Origin of the sequence: Actinomycetospora callitridis (assembly GCF_028737265.1) — a bacterium.
Classification (GTDB): Bacteria; Actinomycetota; Actinomycetes; order Mycobacteriales; family Pseudonocardiaceae; genus Actinomycetospora; species Actinomycetospora callitridis.
In genome coordinates, this window is record NZ_JAQZAK010000006.1 from 44,169 (window position 1) to 60,936 (window position 16,768).

Consider the following 16,768-nt stretch of genomic DNA (forward strand, 5'->3'; position numbering starts at 1 on the left):
GGCTCCTTGTCGACGGTGATGCCACGAGTCGTGCCGCTGCCAACCCTACGCGCCCCGACCGTCCCGGCGGGGCCCCGCGCGGCGTCGGGGACGCGATCCCGCTCTCAGCGCGGCCGGCCTCGACGGTGAGGCGGTGGTCAGTTCGCCCAGCGGCTCCCCGCGCCGCAGCATCGTGGCGACGTCCCCGGCGGGCAGCGCGGGCGCGAACAGCCAGCCCTGGCCCTCGTCGCACCCGAGCTCGCGCAGGCGCGCGGCCTGCGCCGCGGTCTCGACACCCTCGGCGGTGACCGTCAGGTCCAGCGCGTGGCCGAGGTCGACCAGCGTCCCCACGATCCGCTCGTCGACCTCGTCGTAGAGCTCCTCCTCCCGCAGCCCCTCGCCGAACGACCCGTCGAGCTTGATCACGTCGACGGGCAGTTTGCGCAGGTAGGAGAGGTTCGAGTAGCCGGTGCCGAAGTCGTCGACGGCGATCCGGACGCCCATCGCGCGCAGCCCGTCGAGGGCCTTGAGCGGGGCGCCCTCGTCGGTGGTGAGCGCCCGCTCGGTGAGCTCCACCTGCAGGCGGTCGGGCGGCAGGCCGGTGCGGTCGAGCAGGGCGGCCACCTCCGCGACCAGGCCCGGCTCGTGGAGCTGGCGCGGGGCGACGTTGACGCTGACGAACGGGGCGGCCGACCCGAACTCGGCGTGCCAGTCGCGGGCGTCACGGCAGGCGGTCTCGAGCACGGAGCGCCCCAGCGGCACGATGACCCCGGTCTCCTCGGCGGGCCCGATGAACAGCGCGGGCGAGAGCACCCCGAGGCGGGGGTGCTGCCAGCGCACCAGCGCCTCGACGCCGCGGACGCGGTGGTCGGACAGCGAGACCAGCGGCTGGTAGAGCACGAAGAACTCGTCGTGGGCGACCGCCATGGGCAGGGCCGCGGACAGCGTGAACCGCGCGGTCTCGGCCTCGTCACGGTCCGGGTCGTGCACCGCCCAGCGACCGCGCCCCTCCGCCTTGGCCGTGTAGAGCGTGATGTCCGCCGCGCGCATGAGCTCGCTGGCGGTGGTGTCGGTGACGGCCTGCTCGACGACGCCGATGCTCGCGCCGACGGCGAGCTCCTGGCCGGCCAGGCGCAGCGGCGGGGCGAGGGCCGCGAGCACGCGGTCGGCGAGGCCCACCAGGCGGTCGACACCCTGGGAGTCCTCGACCAGCACGACGAACTCGTCGCCCCCGGTGCGGGCCACGAGCTCGCCCTCGCCGGCGCAGGCGCCGAGCCGGCGGGCCACCTCCTGGAGCATGAGGTCGCCGATGTGGTGGCCGAGGCTGTCGTTGATGGTCTTGAAGCCGTCGAGGTCGAGGTAGCAGACCCCGACCCGCCGCGTGGAGTGCGGCCCGGCGTCGGCGAAGACCCTCTCGAGGCGCTCGGTGAAGCGCGCGCGGTTGGCCAGCGTGGTCAGCGGGTCGTGGTAGGCCTGGTAGGTCAGGTGCTGCTGCAGGCGGTGCCGCTCGGAGACGTCCTCGAGCATCGCCAGCTGGTAGGACGGCTTGCCCTCCTCGTCGCGCACCAGCGAGAGCGTCAGGTGCCCGACGATCACCTCGCCGTCGCGGCGGAAGAAGCGCTTCTCGATGCGGAAGTTGTCCAGCTCGCCGCGCAGCAGGCGCTCGTAGAGCCGCCACACGGCGGGGGCGTCGTCGGGGTGGGCCAGCTCGCCGACGGTGAGCTCCCGGAACTCGTCGGCGGTGTGCCCGAACATCCGCGTCATGGCCGGGTTGACCTCGAGGATCCGCCCCTTCATGTCGCCGAGGCCGATCCCGATCGCGGCCTCGTGGAACATCGCGCGGAACCGGGCCTCGCTGGCGTGCAGGGCCTGCTCGGTGTGCTGGCGCGCGACGAGCACGGCCCGCCGGATCGCCTCCTGCTCGTCGAGGGTGCGGTCGCGCAGCGTGGCGGCGTAGCCGGCGGCCAGCGCCCCGGTGAGCGCGTGCACGGCCGGGCGCACCTCGGGGCCGTAGAGCAGGGGCAGCCGCTCCGCGAGCAGCACCACCGTGCGCTCCAGCGTCGAGGGGCCCGTGAAGTGCGCCGCGACGAGGCGCCGGCCGACCTCGGCCCCCACCTCGGGGCGGGGCGGCTCGGCGCGGACGGCCTCGACGACGAGGCCGGCGAGCTCGAGCAGGTGCTCCTGCAGCTCGTCGGCGGCCATCGGCACGTAGCTCGTGCCCTCGACCTCCTCGGCCCACCGGGCGGCGAGCACGTCGAGCGTGTCGCGGTCCGGGGGCGCGGGCCCCGCCGCCCGTCGCTCAGTCACGACGACCCACGGCGGCGTGGCCGGTGAACCGTTCCGGGTTCTCCAGCGGCGCCGACGGGTCGTCGGGACGCCACTGCGGGAGGTACACGATCCCCGGCTCGACGAGGGTGAACCCCTCGAGGAGCCCGGCGACCTCGTCGCGGGAGCGCATGGTCATCGGGGTGGCGGTGCGGCGGTAGAGCGCCCGGTGCTCGTCCGCGCGCTCCGGGGCGCCGTCGGCGCTGGCGTGGCTCAGGACCAGGTAGCTGCCCGGGGCCATGACCTCGCGGTACCGGGCCAGCACCTCGCCCGGACGCTGGTCGTCGCCGACGAAGTGCAGCAGCGCGACGACGAGCACCCCGACCGGCCGGGAGAAGTCGATCAGCGAGCGCGTCACCGGGTCGTCGAGCACGGACGCGGGGTCGGTGAAGTCGGCCTCGACGACGCCCGTGGTGGGGTCGTCGGCGAGCAGGGCCCGGGCGTGCGCGACGGCGATCGGGTCGATGTCGACGTAGACGACGCGGGCCTCGCCCAGCGCCGCCTGGGCGACCTCGTGGACGTTGCCGGCCGTGGGGATCCCGGACCCGATGTCGAGGAACTGGTCGATGCCCTGCGCGGCGAGGTGGCGCACGGCCCGCCGCAGGAACGCCCGGTTGGCCTGCATGATGCGCGGCAGCTCGGGCCAGTCGGCGACGGCCCGGGCCGCCATCTCGCGGTCGGCCGAGAAGTTGTGCAGGCCACCGAGGTAGAAGTCGTACACCCGGGCCGCACTCGGTCGGTCGACGTCGATCTCCTCGGGAGCCCAGCTCGGCCGCTGCACCCGGTCCCCTCTCCGTCGACCGCCACCGCCGGTGTCGGTCACGTTCCGGTCATCGGCATGGTACGGGTGCTACCGGGTCGGCTCAGTCGTTCTCACACGTTCGATGAACGTCCACCACCGGGAGCCATCGGGCGATCTCCGCCGCGCGGTGCCCCGACGCCGTCACGCGGTCGGCCGCGGCGTCCCACGTCGTCAGCCCGAGCGCGAGGGCGAGCCACGTCGCCGGGTCGGTCTCGACGACGTTGGGCGGCGTGCCCCGGGTGTGGCGCGGGCCCTCGACGCACTGCACCGCGCCGAACGGCGGCACGCGGACCTCCACCGAGTGGCCGGGGGCGTGGTGCTCCAGCGTGCGCAGCGAGGAGCGCACCGCGGCGGCGAGCGCGGGACGTGGCGGGCGCTCGACGCCCTCGGGGTCGCGGACCCAGCCGGCGACGGCCAGCAGCTCGGCCCGCACTTGCGCGGGGTCGGGGGCTCGTCGGGGCACGGTCGTCCAGGGTAGCGACGGCGGGGGCACCGGCGCGGCGGCTGTGGTGGCTTGCCGGTCGACCAGCCCAGGTGGTCGATGTCGATCTCCGAGGTGACCGTGTGGGCTCGTCGACCACGGGACGGCGCCCGCACCCCGCGCGGCTACGGTGCCGATCCGTGCCGCGCGTCCGCTCCCTCGTCCTCGCCGGGTTCCTCGGGTTCGCCGCGGTGCAGGCCCGCCGCCTGTGGCTCGCCACGACCATGGAGCGCGATCACGCCGCCTACTGGCGCCGGCGCGGACGCAGCCCCGGGGACCTCCTGCTCGTGGCGCTCGGCGACTCGCTGGCCCAGGGGCTCGGCGCCGCGCACCCCGAGCGGTCCTGGGCGGGCCGGCTGGCCGACGCGATCGAGGCGCGCGACGGGGCCCGCGTCCGGGTGGTGAACCTGGGCGTCGTCGGGGCGACGGCGGCCGATGTCCTCGCCGACCAGCTCCCGGCCGTGCCGCCCGAGGCGTTCACCAACCCCGCGGCGATCGTCGCCCTCGCCGTCGGCACCAACGACGCCGCGCAGGACGTCCCGGTGCCGGAGTACCGGCGCGACCTCGACGCGCTCTGCGCCGCGCTGCCCGCCGGCGCGCTCGTGGCCGACGTCCCGGACCTGCAGCGGGGCGTCGTGCAGGAGCGCGGGATGCGCCTGTCCGCCGTCGCCCGCGAGGTCGTCGCCGCCCACCCCGGGCTGCGACCCGTGGCGCTCGAGGCCGCGACGCACCGGATCCGGGTCTGGGAGGCGGGGCCCGACCTCGCCCACCCCAACGGCCGCGGCTACCGGCGCTACGGACGCGCGTTCGTCGAGGCGCTGGGCGAGCGAACGGGGAGTTCGCGCGCGTAGAAGCAGCGAACCGCGCGTTCGCTGCACCACCGGGTCAGTCGAGCGCCGCCGGGAGGGTCGCCTCGGAGAGCGCGCGGAGCTCGGCGACCGGGAGCGGGTCGACGCCCTCGATCTCGAGCACCTCGCCGCCGACCTCGCCGAGGCGCGCGGCCGCCTGGCCGGCGTCGGCGCAGCGCCGGGCGAGCTCGGCCTCGTCGCCGGGGGCGACGGTGACGAGCATCCGTGCCCCGGTCTCGGAGAACAGGACCGCGGCGGGGTCCAGGCCCGGCGCCGGGGGCAGGGTGACCCGCGCACCGCGCCCGGTGGCGAGCGACGCCTCGACGAGGGCCTGCGCCAGCCCGCCGTCGGAGAGGTCGTGGGCGCCCGAGAGCAGGCCGTCGGCGCCCGCCGACGCCATGAGCGCGGCGAGGCGCGACTCGGCGGCGAGGTCGACCTGCGGGGGCCGCCCGCCGAGGTGGTCGTGCACGACACCGGCCCACGCCGACCCGTCGAGCTCGTCGCGGGTCTCGCCGAGCAGCCAGACGGCGTGGCCCTCCGGGCCGAGGCCGTGGCGCACCGCCCGCGTGACGTCGGTGAGGATGCCGAGCACCCCGACCACCGGAGTCGGCAGGATCGCCGCGCTCCCGGTCTGGTTGTAGAAGCTGACGTTCCCGCCGGTGACGGGCAGGCCCAGCGCCGCGCAGGCGTCCGCGAGCCCCCCGACGGCCTCCGCGAACTGCCACATGACGGCCGGGTCCTCCGGCGAGCCGAAGTTCAGGCAGTCGGTGACCGCGACCGGGACCGCGCCCGAGGACGCGACGTTGCGCATCGACTCCGCAAGGGCGAGCTGGGCCCCGGCGCGCGGGTCGAGCTGGCAGAAGCGGGCGTTGGCGTCGATCGACACCGCGACCCCGCGCCCGCTGGCCTCGTCCACCCGGACCACACCGGCGTCGGCGGGCGTCGCGGAGGTCGTGTTGCCGCGGACGTAGCGGTCGTACTGCTCGGTGACCCACGTCCGCGCGGCGAGCGCAGGCGACGCCACGAGGTCACGGACCTGGGCGGCCAGCTCCGCGGGCGCCGACGGACGGGCACGCTCCCCGACGCCGTCCGCCTGCAGCGCGTCCTGCCAGGCCGGGCGGACGTAGGGCCGCTCGTAGACCGGTCCGTCGTGGGCGACGGTGCGCGGCGGGACGTCGACCACCGTCTCGCCCCGGTGGGTGATCCGCAGGCGGTCGCCGTCGGTGACCTCGCCGATCACGGTCGCCGTGACGTCCCAGCGCCGGCAGACGGCCATGAAGGCGTCGACGTTCTCGGGCGTGACCACCGCACACATCCGCTCCTGCGACTCGCTGGAGAGGATCTCGGCGGCGGTCATGTTCTCCGCGCGCAGCGGGACGGTGTCGAGGTCGACGTGCATGCCGCCGTCGCCCGCGCTCGCGAGCTCGCTCGTCGCGCAGGACAGCCCGGCGCCGCCGAGGTCCTGGATGCCGACGACCAGCCCGCCGCCGAAGAGCTCGAGGCAGCACTCGATGAGGACCTTCTCGGCGAACGGGTCGCCGACCTGGACGCTGGGCAGCTTCTTGCGCCCGGTGCCCTCCACGAAGGTCTCCGAGGCGAGCACCGAGACCCCGCCGATGCCGTCGAGGCCCGTGCGGGCCCCGAAGAGCACGATCTTGTTGCCGGCGCCGGAGGCGAACGCCAGGTGCAGGTCCTCGTGGCGCAGCACGCCGACGCACAGGGCGTTGACCAGCGGGTTGCCCGAGTAGCTCGGGTCGAAGACGACCTCGCCGCCGATGTTGGGCAGGCCGAGGCAGTTGCCGTAGAAGCCGACGCCGGAGACGACGCCGGGCAGCACCCGGGCGGTGTCGGGGGCGTCGAGCGGGCCGACGCGCAGGCCGTCCATGACGGCGACCGGACGCGCGCCCATCGCCATGATGTCGCGCACGATGCCGCCGACCCCGGTGGCCGCGCCCTGGTGCGGCTCGACGTACGAGGGGTGGTTGTGCGACTCGATCTTGAAGGTGACGGCCCAGCCGTCGCCGACGTCGACGACGCCCGCGTTCTCGCCGATGCCGGCGAGCAGGCGTGCGCGCATCGCCTCGGTGGTCGTCTCGCCGAAGCGGCGCAGGTGGACCTTCGAGGACTTGTAGGAGCAGTGCTCCGACCACATCACCGAGTACATGGCGAGCTCGGCCTCGGTGGGCCGACGACCGAGGATCTCCCGGATGCGGGCGTACTCCTCGTCACGCAGGCCGAGGGCGGCGTGCGGCTGGGGCTCGTCGGGCGTCGCCTCGGCGTGCGCGACGTCGTCGACGGGCGGGAGGGCCGGGGGCGCCTCGGGGACGGGGTTCACAGGGGCCGGACCGGCGGGAACGGGCACCCCTCCGAGGGTAGGCGCCCGCGCGGACCGGCTCCCGGGCCCGTGCGCAGGGCCTCACCAAGGGCTCCCGAGGACCCCAGCCGCGGTGAGCGTGCCGCTACCCACGACGTGCGGTCGACAAACGGTGATCCGCCGATGTCACCGACTCCACACGGCGCTGTCCACCACACGCCCACCGTGCGCACCGCCACTAGGTGGAGTTGGCTGGGCCGTTAGCTCGATCGGATGGCCGTTCATGGGCCAACACGGTCGTTTCGCCGCGACACGGTGCGGGCGTGTCGTGCAATACCCGGGGGTGTCGGACCCTCGATACATCATGGAGCCATGACCACCGCCTCCGTCTCCCCGGCCGCCGGTGCGACGTCGGACGACGCGCCCGCGTCGACCGCCGATCCGCTCGCCCGGCTCGGCCTGGTGCTCGACCGCGAGCTGATCGGGGTCCGCCGTCACGACCTCGAGCTCGCCGGGCGCGTCCCCGAGAGCGTCCGCCCGCACGTCGACGCCTCCGCCGGCATGCTCGAGTTCCTCGTCGACGACGGCTCCGGGGGTGTCGTCGTCCTCGCCCTCGCCCCGGGGGCCCGCGGCGACACGGTGGTGCCGCTGCTCCCCGCCGTGCAGCCCACCGAGCCGGGGGGGCACGACGTCAGCGCGGCGGCCCCGTTCCACGGGGTGGTCGGCGAGGCGATCGAGGACGTGTCGCGCCTGCTCACCCACGTCGAGCACCCCGACGAGATGCGCGGACTCGTGCTGCACCTCGGCGGCCAGATGCTGATGGTCTACGCCGACCTCTGGGAGCTCCGGGTCACGCTGCTGCCGTGAGCCTCGTCAAGACGGAGGTGAACAGGCCCAGGCCGTCGGTGCCGGGGCCGGTGAGCGCGTCGATGGCGTGCTCGGGGTGCGGCATGAGGCCGACCACGCGCCCGTCGGCCGAGCTGATGCCCGCGATGTCGCGCAGCGCGCCGTTGGGCGCGGGCTCGGTGTAGCGGAACACCACGCGGCCCTCGCCCTCGAGGGCGTCGAGGGTCGCGGCGTCGGCGACGTAGCGCCCCTCGCCCGACTTCAGCGGCACGCGGATGTCCTGGCCGACCGCGAACGACGATGTCCACGCGGTGTCGGCCTCCACGCGCAGCCCCACCTCGCGGCACACGAACCGCAGGCCGTGGTTGCGCACGAGCGCGCCCGGCAGCAGGCCCGCCTCGCAGAGGATCTGGAACCCGTTGCAGATGCCGAGCACCGGCATCCCGGCCCGGCCCGCCTCGACGACGGGGCCCATCACCGGCGAGCGCGCGGCGATGGCGCCGGCCCGCAGGTAGTCGCCGTAGGAGAAGCCACCCGGCACCACCACGGCGTCGACACCCTTGAGATCGGCGTCGTCGTGCCAGAGCGCGACGGGCTCGCCGCCCGCGTAGCGCACGGCGCGGGCGGCGTCGACGTCGTCGAGCGTCCCCGGGAACGTGATGACCCCGATACGGCTCACTGGACCCTCCGCACGACCCACTCCTCGATCACCGGATTCGCCAGCAGCGAGCCGGCGATGCGTTCGAGCGCGGCGTCGTCGACGGTGTCGTCGACCTCCAGCTCGAAGTGCTTGCCCTGGCGGACGTCGGCGACGCCGTCGACCCCCAGACGCCCCATCGCCCGGGCCACCGCCTGACCCTGGGGGTCGAGGATCTCGGCCTTCGGAAGGACGTCGACGATCACGCGAGCCACACCGACCAGGTTACCGGTGCGCCGCGCGGGGAACGGCGATGGCGTGGAACTCGTGCACCTCGGCCACGCCTGCGTCGTGGCGGACACCGGCTCGGCCCGGATCCTGCTCGATCCGGGCGCCTTCTCCTCGGGCTACGAGACCCTCGAGGGTCTCGACGCCGTCCTGATCACCCACCAGCACTTCGACCACCTCGACCTGGACAAGCTGCCCGCCCTCCTGGCGCAGAACCCCGGCGCGGAGCTGGTCGTCGACACCGGCACCGCCGAGCAGCTGGGCGAGCGGGAGATCGCCCACACCGTCCGCGAGCCCGGGGAGACGTTCACGGTGGGCGGCGCGACGGTCGAGGTCGTCGGCGGTGGCGAGCACGCGGTGATCCACCCCGACATCCCGACCATCGCCAACAACGGCTACCTGATCGACGGCAGCGTGCTGCACCCCGGCGACGTGTTCACCGTCCCCGAGCGCACCCCGGACGTCCTGCTGCTGCCCACTGCCGCGCCGTGGCTCAAGGCCTCCGAGGCCGTCGACTACCTGCGCGCCGTGGCCCCGCCGCTCGCCGTGCCGATCCACGAGGCCGTGCTGGCGAACCCGGACCTGCACTACAACCTGTTCTCGAACCTCGGACCGCGGGGCACCGACGTCCGGATCGCCCCGCGCGGGGTGGCGTTCGCCACGTGAGGCGCCTCACGCCGTGATCGACCAGTCCTCCGGGTTGCCGGCGGCGCCGGTGCGGCGCGGTGAACGGCGCCCGACGAGCTCGCCCGCGCCCAGCGGCGTCGCGCCCCCGGCCAGGGCGTCGTCGACGAGCGCACCGGCGGTCGCCGCGGGCGTGCCGGCGCGCAGCGCGAGGTGGACGAGCCCGGGCTCGGTGCGCCGACGGGTCGGACGGCCACGACGCGGTGCGCCCGCTTCCGGGCCGGTCACGGGGCCCCGCCACGAGGTGGCGACCGCGCCGGCGGCGGCGAGACGGTGCACCCCGACGTCGTCGAGCACCAGGCCCACGCCGGCGGCGGCGAGAGCGGTCCGGGTGCCGTCCGAGGTCGACCACCCCGGGGCGGCGAACCCGTCGACGGCCAGGCCGAGGGCGTCGCGGCTCCGGAGCGCGGCCGCGAGGCGCAGGCCGGCCTCGTGCGCGGGCAGGCGACGGTAGGGACGCCCGGCCGCGAGGTCGGTCCGTGTGCCGTGCAGCAGCACCGCGTCGCCCACCCGGCGCCGGGCGGTGGCCCAGGCAGCGACCTCGGGGTGGGGCTGCGGGCCGATCAGCCAGGTCGCTGGCACGCGACGGGCGTCGAGGGCGTCGGCGAGCGCGACGGCAGCCGTCAGCGGCGCACCGGGCCCGAGGCCGGAGACGGAGACGATCAGGCGGGGAGTCACGCCCCCATGAGGCCAGTCGGAGGTGCCGCCCGTGCGTCCGGGGGGTGAACACCGCGGCTCGGGTGGACGACGGCCTCACGCCGGCATCGACGCAGGTCAGTCACACGGCGACGATCACATGGCGGGGGGGCCACTCCCGCCCCGTCAACCGGGTGTAGGCCTCGACGTAGCGCGCCCGCGTGGCTTCGATCACCTCGTCCGGCAGGGGCGGCGGGGCCTCGCCCGAGTCGCGGTCCCAGCCCGAGGCGGGTGAGGTCAGCCACTCGCGGACGTACTGCTTGTCGAACGAGGGCGGCACCGACCCCGGCGCGTAGCCCTCGGCGGGCCAGAAGCGCGACGAGTCCGGGGTGAGCACCTCGTCGCCGAGGACCAGCGCGCCGTCGGGCGAGAGGCCGAACTCGAGCTTCGTGTCGGCGAGGATCAGCCCGCGCGAGGCGGCGTAGGCCGAGCCGCGCGCGTAGATGGCGAGGGTCTGGTCGCGCAGCGCGCCGGCGAGTTCCGCCCCCACCTGCGCGGCGACGGCCTCGAAGCTGACGTTCTCGTCGTGCTCGCCCTGCGCGGCCTTCGTCGCCGGTGTGAAGATCGGCGCCGGCAGCATGCTCGCCTCCTCCAGCCCCGCGGGCAGCGCGACACCGCAGATGGCCCCGTCGCGGCGGTAGTCGGCCGTGCCCGAGCCCGCCAGGTAGCCGCGGGCGACGCACTCGACCGGGATCATCTCCAGCCGGCGCACGAGCAGCGCGCGGCCGCGGACCTCGTCGGGGATGCGGTCGTCGCGGGCGGCGATCAGGTGGTGGCCCACCGGCGGCGCGGCGACGTCCGGGCCGCTGAGCAGCTCGAACCAGAACACGCTCATCGCCGTCAGCACCCGCCCCTTGTCCGGGATGGGCGTCGGCAGGACGTGGTCGAACGCCGAGATCCGGTCCGACGCGACGAGCAGCAGCGTCTCGTCGTCGACCTCGTAGAGGTCACGGACCTTGCCGGAGGCGACGTGCCGATAGTCGGCGAGGGAGACCACGGGCCGGGAGGCTAGAGGATCGGCCTAGAGAATCGGTGACGGCGTGTAGCCCGCGGCGTCGGGATGCTGCGCCACGAGCGCGTCCACCCGTCGGGTGATCTCCGCGACCTGCGCGCCCGCGGCCCCGACGAAGGCCCGCGGGTCACCCACGGCGGCGTCGAGGTCGCCGGCGGAGAGGCCGAGGCGGGCGTCGCCGCCGAGCCGGGCGAGCAGGTCGTTGCCGTCGGCGCCCTTCTCGCGCATGTCCAGCGCCACGGCGCGGGCGTGCTCGGAGATGATCTCGTGGCCGGTCTCGCGGCCCACCCCGGCGCGCACCGCGCCCATCAGCACGGCCGTGGTCGCGAGGAACGGCAGGAACCGGTCGAGCTCGCGGGCGATCACCGCGGGGTAGGCGCCGAACTCGTCGAGGACGGTCAGGATCGTCTCGAGCAGGCCGTCGATCGCGAAGAACGCGTCGGGCAGCGCGACGCGGCGCACCACGGAGTCGGAGACGTCGCCCTCGTTCCACTGGCCGCCGGCCAGCTCGGAGACCATCGCCGCGTTGCCGCGCAGCACCACGGCCAGGCCGTTGACGCGCTCGCAGGAGCGGGTGTTCATCTTGTGCGGCATGGCGCTCGAGCCAACCTGGCCCGCCTGGAACCCCTCGGTCACGAGCTCCTGCCCGGCCATGAGGCGAATCGTGGTGGCCAGCGACGACGGGCCCGCCGCGAGCTGCACCAGCGCGGTGAGCACGTCCTGGTCCAGCGAGCGCGGGTAGATCTGCCCGACGCTCGTGAGGACCTCGGAGAAGCCCAGGTGCTCGGCGACCCGGCGCTCGAGCTCGGCGAGCTTCCCGGCGTCCCCGCCGAGCAGCCCGAGCATGTCCTGGGCGGTGCCGACCGGCCCCTTGATCCCGCGCAGCGGGTAGCGGGCGATCAGCTCGGTGACCCGGCGGTGCGCCACCAGCGTCTCGTCGGCGGCCGAGGCGAAGCGCTTGCCGAGCGTCGTGGCCTGCGCGGCGACGTTGTGGCTGCGCCCGGCCATGACCAGCTCGGAGTACTCGCCGGCCCGGCGCGCGAGGCGGGCGAGGACCGCGACGGTCTTCTCGGCGACGAGGCGCAGCGAGTCCCGGACCTGCAGCTGCTCGACGTTCTCGGTGAGGTCGCGGCTGGTCATGCCCTTGTGCGCGTGCTGGTGCCCGGCGAGCGCGTCGAACTCCTCGATGCGCGCCTTGACGTCGTGACGCGTGACCCGCTCGCGGGTGGCGATGGAGTCGAGGTCGACGTGGTCGACCACGGCGCGGTAGTCGTCGAGGACACCGTCGGGGACGTCGACCCCGAGCTCGGCCTGCGCGGCGAGCACCGCGATCCACAGCTCGCGCTCGAGGGTGACCTTGCGCTCGGGCGACCACAGCGCCGTCAGCGCGGGAGAGGCGTACCGCCCGGCGAGCACGTTCGGGACCATCGGTGCACTCACCTGGCCGAGCCTACGGCCCCTGTCGGCGCACGGACCGCGCCCGCGGTCGGCCCGGTGTCACCAACGGCTACCGTTCCCGCTGAGCCGTGACCGGGGAGGAGGGGCTCATGGAGCCGGTGGAGCCGGACGTGTCCGCCCCGTTGCGGGTGCTGCTCGTCGAGGACGATGACGCCGACGCCGTCCTGGTCACCGAGCACTTCACCGACGCCGACCTCGCCGTCGACCTCCAGCGCGCCGAGTCGCTCGCCGACGCCGAGGCCGCGCTGCACGACCCGGAGGCCGTCGACTGCGTGCTGCTCGACCTGGCCCTGCCCGACGCCCACGGCTTCGAGGGCCTGCGCCGCCTGCTCTACACCGACGGCCCGGCCGTGCTCGTGCTCACGGGCCTGCGCGACGAGCAGCTCGGCGCCGACGCCGTGGGGGTCGGAGCGCAGGACTACCTGGTCAAGGACCTCGTCGACGGCCCCTCGCTGGCCCGGGCCGTGCGCTACGCCGTCGAGCGCCGCCGCTCCGACCGGGTGCGCCGGGCGCTGCGCGACGCCCGGCTGCGCGCCGACGAGAACGCCCGCCTGGAGCGCGGCCTGCTCCCCACCCCGCTGATCGGGGACCCGGAGGTGCGGGTCCTCGCCCGCTACGAGCCCGGCACCGAGCAGACGCTGCTGGGCGGCGACTTCTACGACGTCGTCGAGGGCAACGACGGCACGCTGCACGCGGTCATCGGGGACGTCTGCGGGCACGGGCCCGACGAGGCCGCCCTCGGGGTGAGCCTGCGGATCGCGTGGCGCACGCTGGTGCTCAGCGGGATCGACCCCGACCGGGTGCTGCCGACGATGCACGAGCTGCTGGTGCACGAGCGCAACCAGCCCACGCTGTTCACCACGCTCGCCACCGCGACCGTCGAGCCGGGGCGGGAGCGGATGACGCTGCGGCTCGCGGGGCACCCGCCGCCCGTGCTCGTCGGCGAGGGGCAGGACACGTCGATGCTCTCGACCGAACGTCTCGGCCTGCCGCTGGGCGTGGGCGACGGCGCGTCCTGGACGCCGCTCGAGGTCGAGCTGCCCAAGAAGTGGGCGCTGCTGCTCTACACCGACGGGCTCATCGAGGGCCGGCAGGTCTCCGGCGACGTCCTGTGGACCGACGGCCTCCTGGACCTCCTGCGCGAGGTCACCGCGGGCCCGGCGCCGTGGCGGGACGACCCGGGGACGATGCTGGACGCCGTGATGGAGCGGGTGCGGTCCCTGTCGACGGCGCGACCCGACGACGTGGCCGCCGTGCTGCTGGTGTCCGACAAGTGAGCGCGCCCACCGGGATCGCCGAGGACACCACCGACGCCACGCCGGACGTCGACGACGGGCCCCCGGCGGCCGCGCCGGTCCCCCGTCCGCGCCGACGCCGCCGCGACGGCCTGAGCCGCTGGCCGCTGCAGCGCATCCTGCTGGTCACCGGCGCCGCGCTCGGGGTCCTGCTCCTGGTCGCGCTCCTCGTCGGGATCGCCGGGCTGACGGCCCTGTCCGGGCAGCGCGCCGAGCTCGTGGACCGCCTCGACCCCGCCCTGCTCACCGCCCAGCAGCTCGACGCCGCCACCGTCGACCAGGAGACCGGGGTCCGCGGCTACGTCCTCCTGCCGCGCCCCGAGCTCCTCGACCCCTACACCCGCGGACGCGCCGACGAGGCCGAGCTGGTCGCCGGGCTCCGCGCGCTCGTCGGGGGCCGGCCCGAGGCGCTCGCGCAGCTCGAGGCCGTCGAGCAGGCCATCGCGCAATGGCGCACGACGTACGCCGAGCCCTCGATCGCCGCCGCCGGACTGGGCGTCCCCGGCCCGTCGATCGAGGTCGGGAAGGTGGCCTTCGACCAGGTCCGGGCCGCGCTCGACGCCCAGCGCACGCGGCTGTTCGAGCTGCGCAACGACGCGCGCGACGGCCTCGACGGCGCGGCCGACACGCTCGCCGTCGGTGGCGCGGTGACCCTGGTGGTGGTCGCACTCGGCGTCCTGGCGCTGCTGGAGTGGCTGCGCCGGGTCGTGGTCGCGCCGACGCACCGCCTCGCTCGCGAGGTCCGGCAGGTGGCGGACGGCGACCTCGACCACCAGGTGCTCGCCGCCGGCCCGCGCGAGATCACCGAGCTCGGCGAGGACGTCGAGGCGATGCGCGTGCTCATCGTGCGCGAGCTGGCCGACACCGAACGGGCCCGCCAGGAGCTCGACACCCGCAGCCGGGAGCTCGCACGCTCGAACTCCGACCTCGAGCAGTTCGCCTACGTCGCCTCGCACGACCTGCAGGAGCCGCTGCGCAAGGTGGCGAGCTTCTGCCAGCTGCTGCAGCGCCGCTACGCCGGCCAGCTCGACGAGCGCGCCGACCAGTACATCGAGTTCGCCAGCGACGGCGCCAAGCGGATGCAGGTGCTGATCAACGACCTGCTCGCCTTCTCGCGAGTGGGCCGCCAGGGCGACGCGATGGAGACGGTGGACCTCAACCGGCTCGTCGACCGGGCCGCCGAGAACGTCGCCGGAGCCCTCGAGGAGTCCGGCGGCGCCGTCGAGCACGGCGACCTGCCCCGGGTGCACGGCGCACCGGCGCTGCTCACCACGGTGTTCCAGAACCTGCTCGGCAACTCGCTGAAGTTCCGGGGCGAGGACCCGCCCCGCGTGCGCGTCGACGCCGAGCGGGACGGCGACCGCTGGCTGCTGCGCTTCCGCGACAACGGGATCGGGATCGACCCGGAGTACGCCGAGCGGATCTTCGTCATCTTCCAGCGCCTGCACGGGCGGAACACCTATCCCGGCACCGGGATCGGGCTGGCCATGTGCCGGAAGATCCTCGAGCACCACGACGGCTCGATGTGGCTCGACACCGACGCCACCCCCGGCACCACCTTCGTCGTGGCCCTGCCCGCCCTGACCGACCCCGATACCGACCCCGAGCCCGCGCCCCGGCCCGGGCCCGACCAGGAGGCCGCTCCGTGACCGACCCCGCCGACGAGATCCACGTCCTGCTGGTCGAGGACGACCCGGGCGACGTCCTGATGACCCAGGAGGCGTTCGAGCACCACAAGCTGCGCAACCAGCTGCACGTCGTCTCCGACGGCGTCGAGGCGCTCGCGTTCCTGCGCCGCGAGGGCGAGTTCGCCGACGCGCCCCGCCCCGGTCTGGTGCTGCTCGACCTGAACCTGCCGCGCAAGGACGGCCGCGAGGTGCTGGAGGAGGTCAAGAACGACCCGACGCTGCGCAGCATCCCGATCGTGGTCCTGACGACCTCGCAGGCCGAGGAGGACATCCTGCGCAGCTACGACCTCTACGCCAACGCGTACGTGGCCAAGCCGGTGGACTTCGAGCGCTTCATCGAGGTCATCCGCCAGATCGACGACTTCTTCGTGTCGGTGGTGAAGCTGCCGCAGTGAGCGGGACGATCGATCTGCGCTCCGACACGGTCACCCGGCCCTCGCCCGCCATGCGCGAGGCGATGGCCGGGGCGGACGTCGGTGACGACGTCCTCGACGGCGACCCGACCCTCGGCGCGCTCCAGGCCCGTGTCGCCGACCTGCTCGGCGTCGAGGCCGCGCTCTGGACGCCCACCGGCTGCATGGCGAACACCATCGCGCTCATGCACCACCTGACACGCGGTGACAGGTTCCTCGCGCCCGCCGGCGCGCACGTGCTCGAGGCCGAGCTCGGGACCGCGGCGTGGCTCGCCGGCGGGCTCCCGATGCCGCTCGAGCACGACGGCGGCCCCGGACGCCCGACACCGGCCGCGGTGACGCGCGCCGCGGGCTCCGCCGGGCCCTACTTCGGGCTGCGCACGTCGCTGCTCTGCCTCGAGAACACCCACAACGGCGCGGGCGGGGCCGTCACCGGCGTCGACGAGCACCGCGCGCTGGTGGCCGCGGCGCGTGACGCCGGGCTGGCCGTGCACCTCGACGGCGCGCGGATCTGGCACGCCGCGGCCGCGCTCGAGGTCGCGCCGCACGAGCTGACGGCGGGCGCCGACACCGTGAGCGTGTGCCTGTCGAAGGGTCTCGGCGCGCCGATGGGGTCGGTGGTCGCGGGCTCGGTGATGTTCGTCGACCGGGCCTGGCGGCTGCGCAAGATGCTCGGCGGCGGCATCCGGCAGGGCGGCGTCATGGGCGCCGCGGGGCTCGTCGCACTCGGCCAGGCCCGCGACCTCTCCGCCGACCACGCCCGCGCCGCCCGTCTCGCCGCGGGCCTGCGCGCCCTCGGCTGGCCGGCGACGACCCCGGACACCAACATCGTCCTCGTCCCGACCGCCGACCCGGCGACCCTCGTCGCCGGGCTGGACGCCGCGGGCGTGCGCGCGGTGCCGTTCGGCCCCGGGGTGCGCTTCGTGACCCACCGGGACGTCGACGACGACGACATCACCCGCGTCCTCGACCGCGTCGCGGGGATCGCGGCGCCCTGAGGCG

At 75.0% G+C, this 16,768-nt stretch carries 16 protein-coding genes; 7 read left to right on the forward strand and 9 right to left on the reverse strand.

Annotated features, from left to right (window positions below):
• Positions 1-45: 45 nt before the first annotated feature.
• The 3 genes from PH191_RS19195 to PH191_RS19205 form a co-directional block, all read right to left on the reverse strand.
• Positions 46-2,286 (reverse strand): putative bifunctional diguanylate cyclase/phosphodiesterase, encoded by a 2,241-nt coding sequence (locus PH191_RS19195; protein ID WP_274196234.1) that lies wholly within the window; start codon positions 2,284-2,286, stop codon positions 46-48.
• The gene (locus PH191_RS19200; RefSeq protein ID WP_274196235.1) at positions 2,279-3,085 is read right to left on the reverse strand and encodes an SAM-dependent methyltransferase; all 807 of its coding nucleotides are present in this window, start codon (positions 3,083-3,085) and stop codon (positions 2,279-2,281) included. The genes PH191_RS19195 and PH191_RS19200 overlap by 8 nt, the downstream gene beginning before the upstream one ends.
• An 82-nt stretch (positions 3,086-3,167) precedes the next feature.
• Positions 3,168-3,569 (reverse strand): sterol carrier family protein, encoded by a 402-nt coding sequence (locus tag PH191_RS19205; protein WP_274196236.1) that lies wholly within the window; start codon positions 3,567-3,569, stop codon positions 3,168-3,170.
• A gap of 158 nt (positions 3,570-3,727) precedes the next feature.
• Between PH191_RS19205 and PH191_RS19210 the strand changes: the two genes are divergently transcribed.
• On the forward strand, positions 3,728-4,438 hold the full coding sequence (locus PH191_RS19210; RefSeq protein WP_274196237.1) for an SGNH/GDSL hydrolase family protein: 711 nt from the start codon (positions 3,728-3,730) through the stop codon (positions 4,436-4,438).
• A gap of 34 nt (positions 4,439-4,472) precedes the next feature.
• Here PH191_RS19210 and purL read toward each other — a convergent pair whose 3' ends face one another.
• Positions 4,473-6,770 carry a phosphoribosylformylglycinamidine synthase subunit PurL gene (gene purL, locus PH191_RS19215; protein ID WP_274196476.1) on the reverse strand — a complete coding sequence of 766 codons (2,298 nt, stop codon included), beginning with the start codon at positions 6,768-6,770 and terminating at the stop codon, positions 4,473-4,475.
• Positions 6,771-7,121: 351 nt separating this feature from the next.
• On the opposite strand from purL, the gene PH191_RS19220 reads away from it, so the two are divergent.
• Positions 7,122-7,616: a hypothetical protein gene (locus PH191_RS19220; protein WP_274196238.1), complete on the forward strand. Its 495-nt coding sequence runs from the start codon at positions 7,122-7,124 to the stop codon at positions 7,614-7,616.
• Here the strand turns inward: PH191_RS19220 and purQ are convergent.
• Together purQ and purS are read right to left on the reverse strand one after the other, a co-directional pair.
• A complete protein-coding gene (purQ, locus tag PH191_RS19225; RefSeq protein ID WP_274196239.1) occupies positions 7,600-8,274 on the reverse strand; it encodes a phosphoribosylformylglycinamidine synthase subunit PurQ in 675 nt (224 codons plus the stop codon). The genes PH191_RS19220 and purQ overlap by 17 nt on opposite strands.
• On the reverse strand, positions 8,271-8,507 hold the full coding sequence (gene purS, locus PH191_RS19230) for a phosphoribosylformylglycinamidine synthase subunit PurS (protein ID WP_274188771.1): 237 nt from the start codon (positions 8,505-8,507) through the stop codon (positions 8,271-8,273). The genes purQ and purS overlap by 4 nt, the downstream gene beginning before the upstream one ends.
• A 43-nt stretch (positions 8,508-8,550) precedes the next feature.
• Here purS and PH191_RS19235 point away from each other — a divergent pair, with 43 nt between their 5' ends.
• A complete protein-coding gene (locus tag PH191_RS19235; protein ID WP_274196240.1) occupies positions 8,551-9,186 on the forward strand; it encodes an MBL fold metallo-hydrolase in 636 nt (211 codons plus the stop codon).
• Positions 9,187-9,192: 6 nt separating this feature from the next.
• Here the strand turns inward: PH191_RS19235 and PH191_RS19240 are convergent, their stop codons facing one another.
• The 3 genes from PH191_RS19240 to purB all read right to left on the reverse strand — a co-directional run bounded on the left by PH191_RS19240 (position 9,193) and on the right by purB (position 12,340).
• Positions 9,193-9,882, reverse strand: coding sequence for a polysaccharide deacetylase family protein (locus PH191_RS19240; RefSeq protein WP_274196241.1), 690 nt, complete (start codon positions 9,880-9,882; stop codon positions 9,193-9,195).
• Between the two features lie 100 nt (positions 9,883-9,982).
• The gene (locus PH191_RS19245) at positions 9,983-10,897 is read right to left on the reverse strand and encodes a phosphoribosylaminoimidazolesuccinocarboxamide synthase (protein ID WP_274196242.1); all 915 of its coding nucleotides are present in this window, start codon (positions 10,895-10,897) and stop codon (positions 9,983-9,985) included.
• A gap of 24 nt (positions 10,898-10,921) precedes the next feature.
• Complete coding sequence (purB, locus tag PH191_RS19250; protein ID WP_274196477.1) at positions 10,922-12,340, reverse strand: adenylosuccinate lyase; 1,419 nt, start codon at positions 12,338-12,340, stop codon at positions 10,922-10,924.
• A gap of 119 nt (positions 12,341-12,459) precedes the next feature.
• Between purB and PH191_RS19255 the strand changes: the two genes are divergently transcribed.
• The 4 genes from PH191_RS19255 to PH191_RS19270 are packed head-to-tail and all read left to right on the forward strand — an operon-like array spanning position 12,460 to position 16,764.
• Positions 12,460-13,647 (forward strand): PP2C family protein-serine/threonine phosphatase, encoded by a 1,188-nt coding sequence (locus PH191_RS19255; protein ID WP_274196243.1) that lies wholly within the window; start codon positions 12,460-12,462, stop codon positions 13,645-13,647.
• Positions 13,644-15,314: a sensor histidine kinase gene (locus tag PH191_RS19260; RefSeq protein ID WP_274196244.1), complete on the forward strand. Its 1,671-nt coding sequence runs from the start codon at positions 13,644-13,646 to the stop codon at positions 15,312-15,314. The genes PH191_RS19255 and PH191_RS19260 overlap by 4 nt, the downstream gene beginning before the upstream one ends.
• The gene (locus tag PH191_RS19265) at positions 15,311-15,748 is read left to right on the forward strand and encodes a response regulator (protein WP_274196245.1); all 438 of its coding nucleotides are present in this window, start codon (positions 15,311-15,313) and stop codon (positions 15,746-15,748) included. Before PH191_RS19260 ends, PH191_RS19265 begins: the two co-directional genes overlap by 4 nt.
• Positions 15,745-16,764 (forward strand): threonine aldolase family protein, encoded by a 1,020-nt coding sequence (locus PH191_RS19270; RefSeq protein WP_274196246.1) that lies wholly within the window; start codon positions 15,745-15,747, stop codon positions 16,762-16,764. The genes PH191_RS19265 and PH191_RS19270 overlap by 4 nt, the downstream gene beginning before the upstream one ends.
• Positions 16,765-16,768 lie beyond the last annotated feature (4 nt).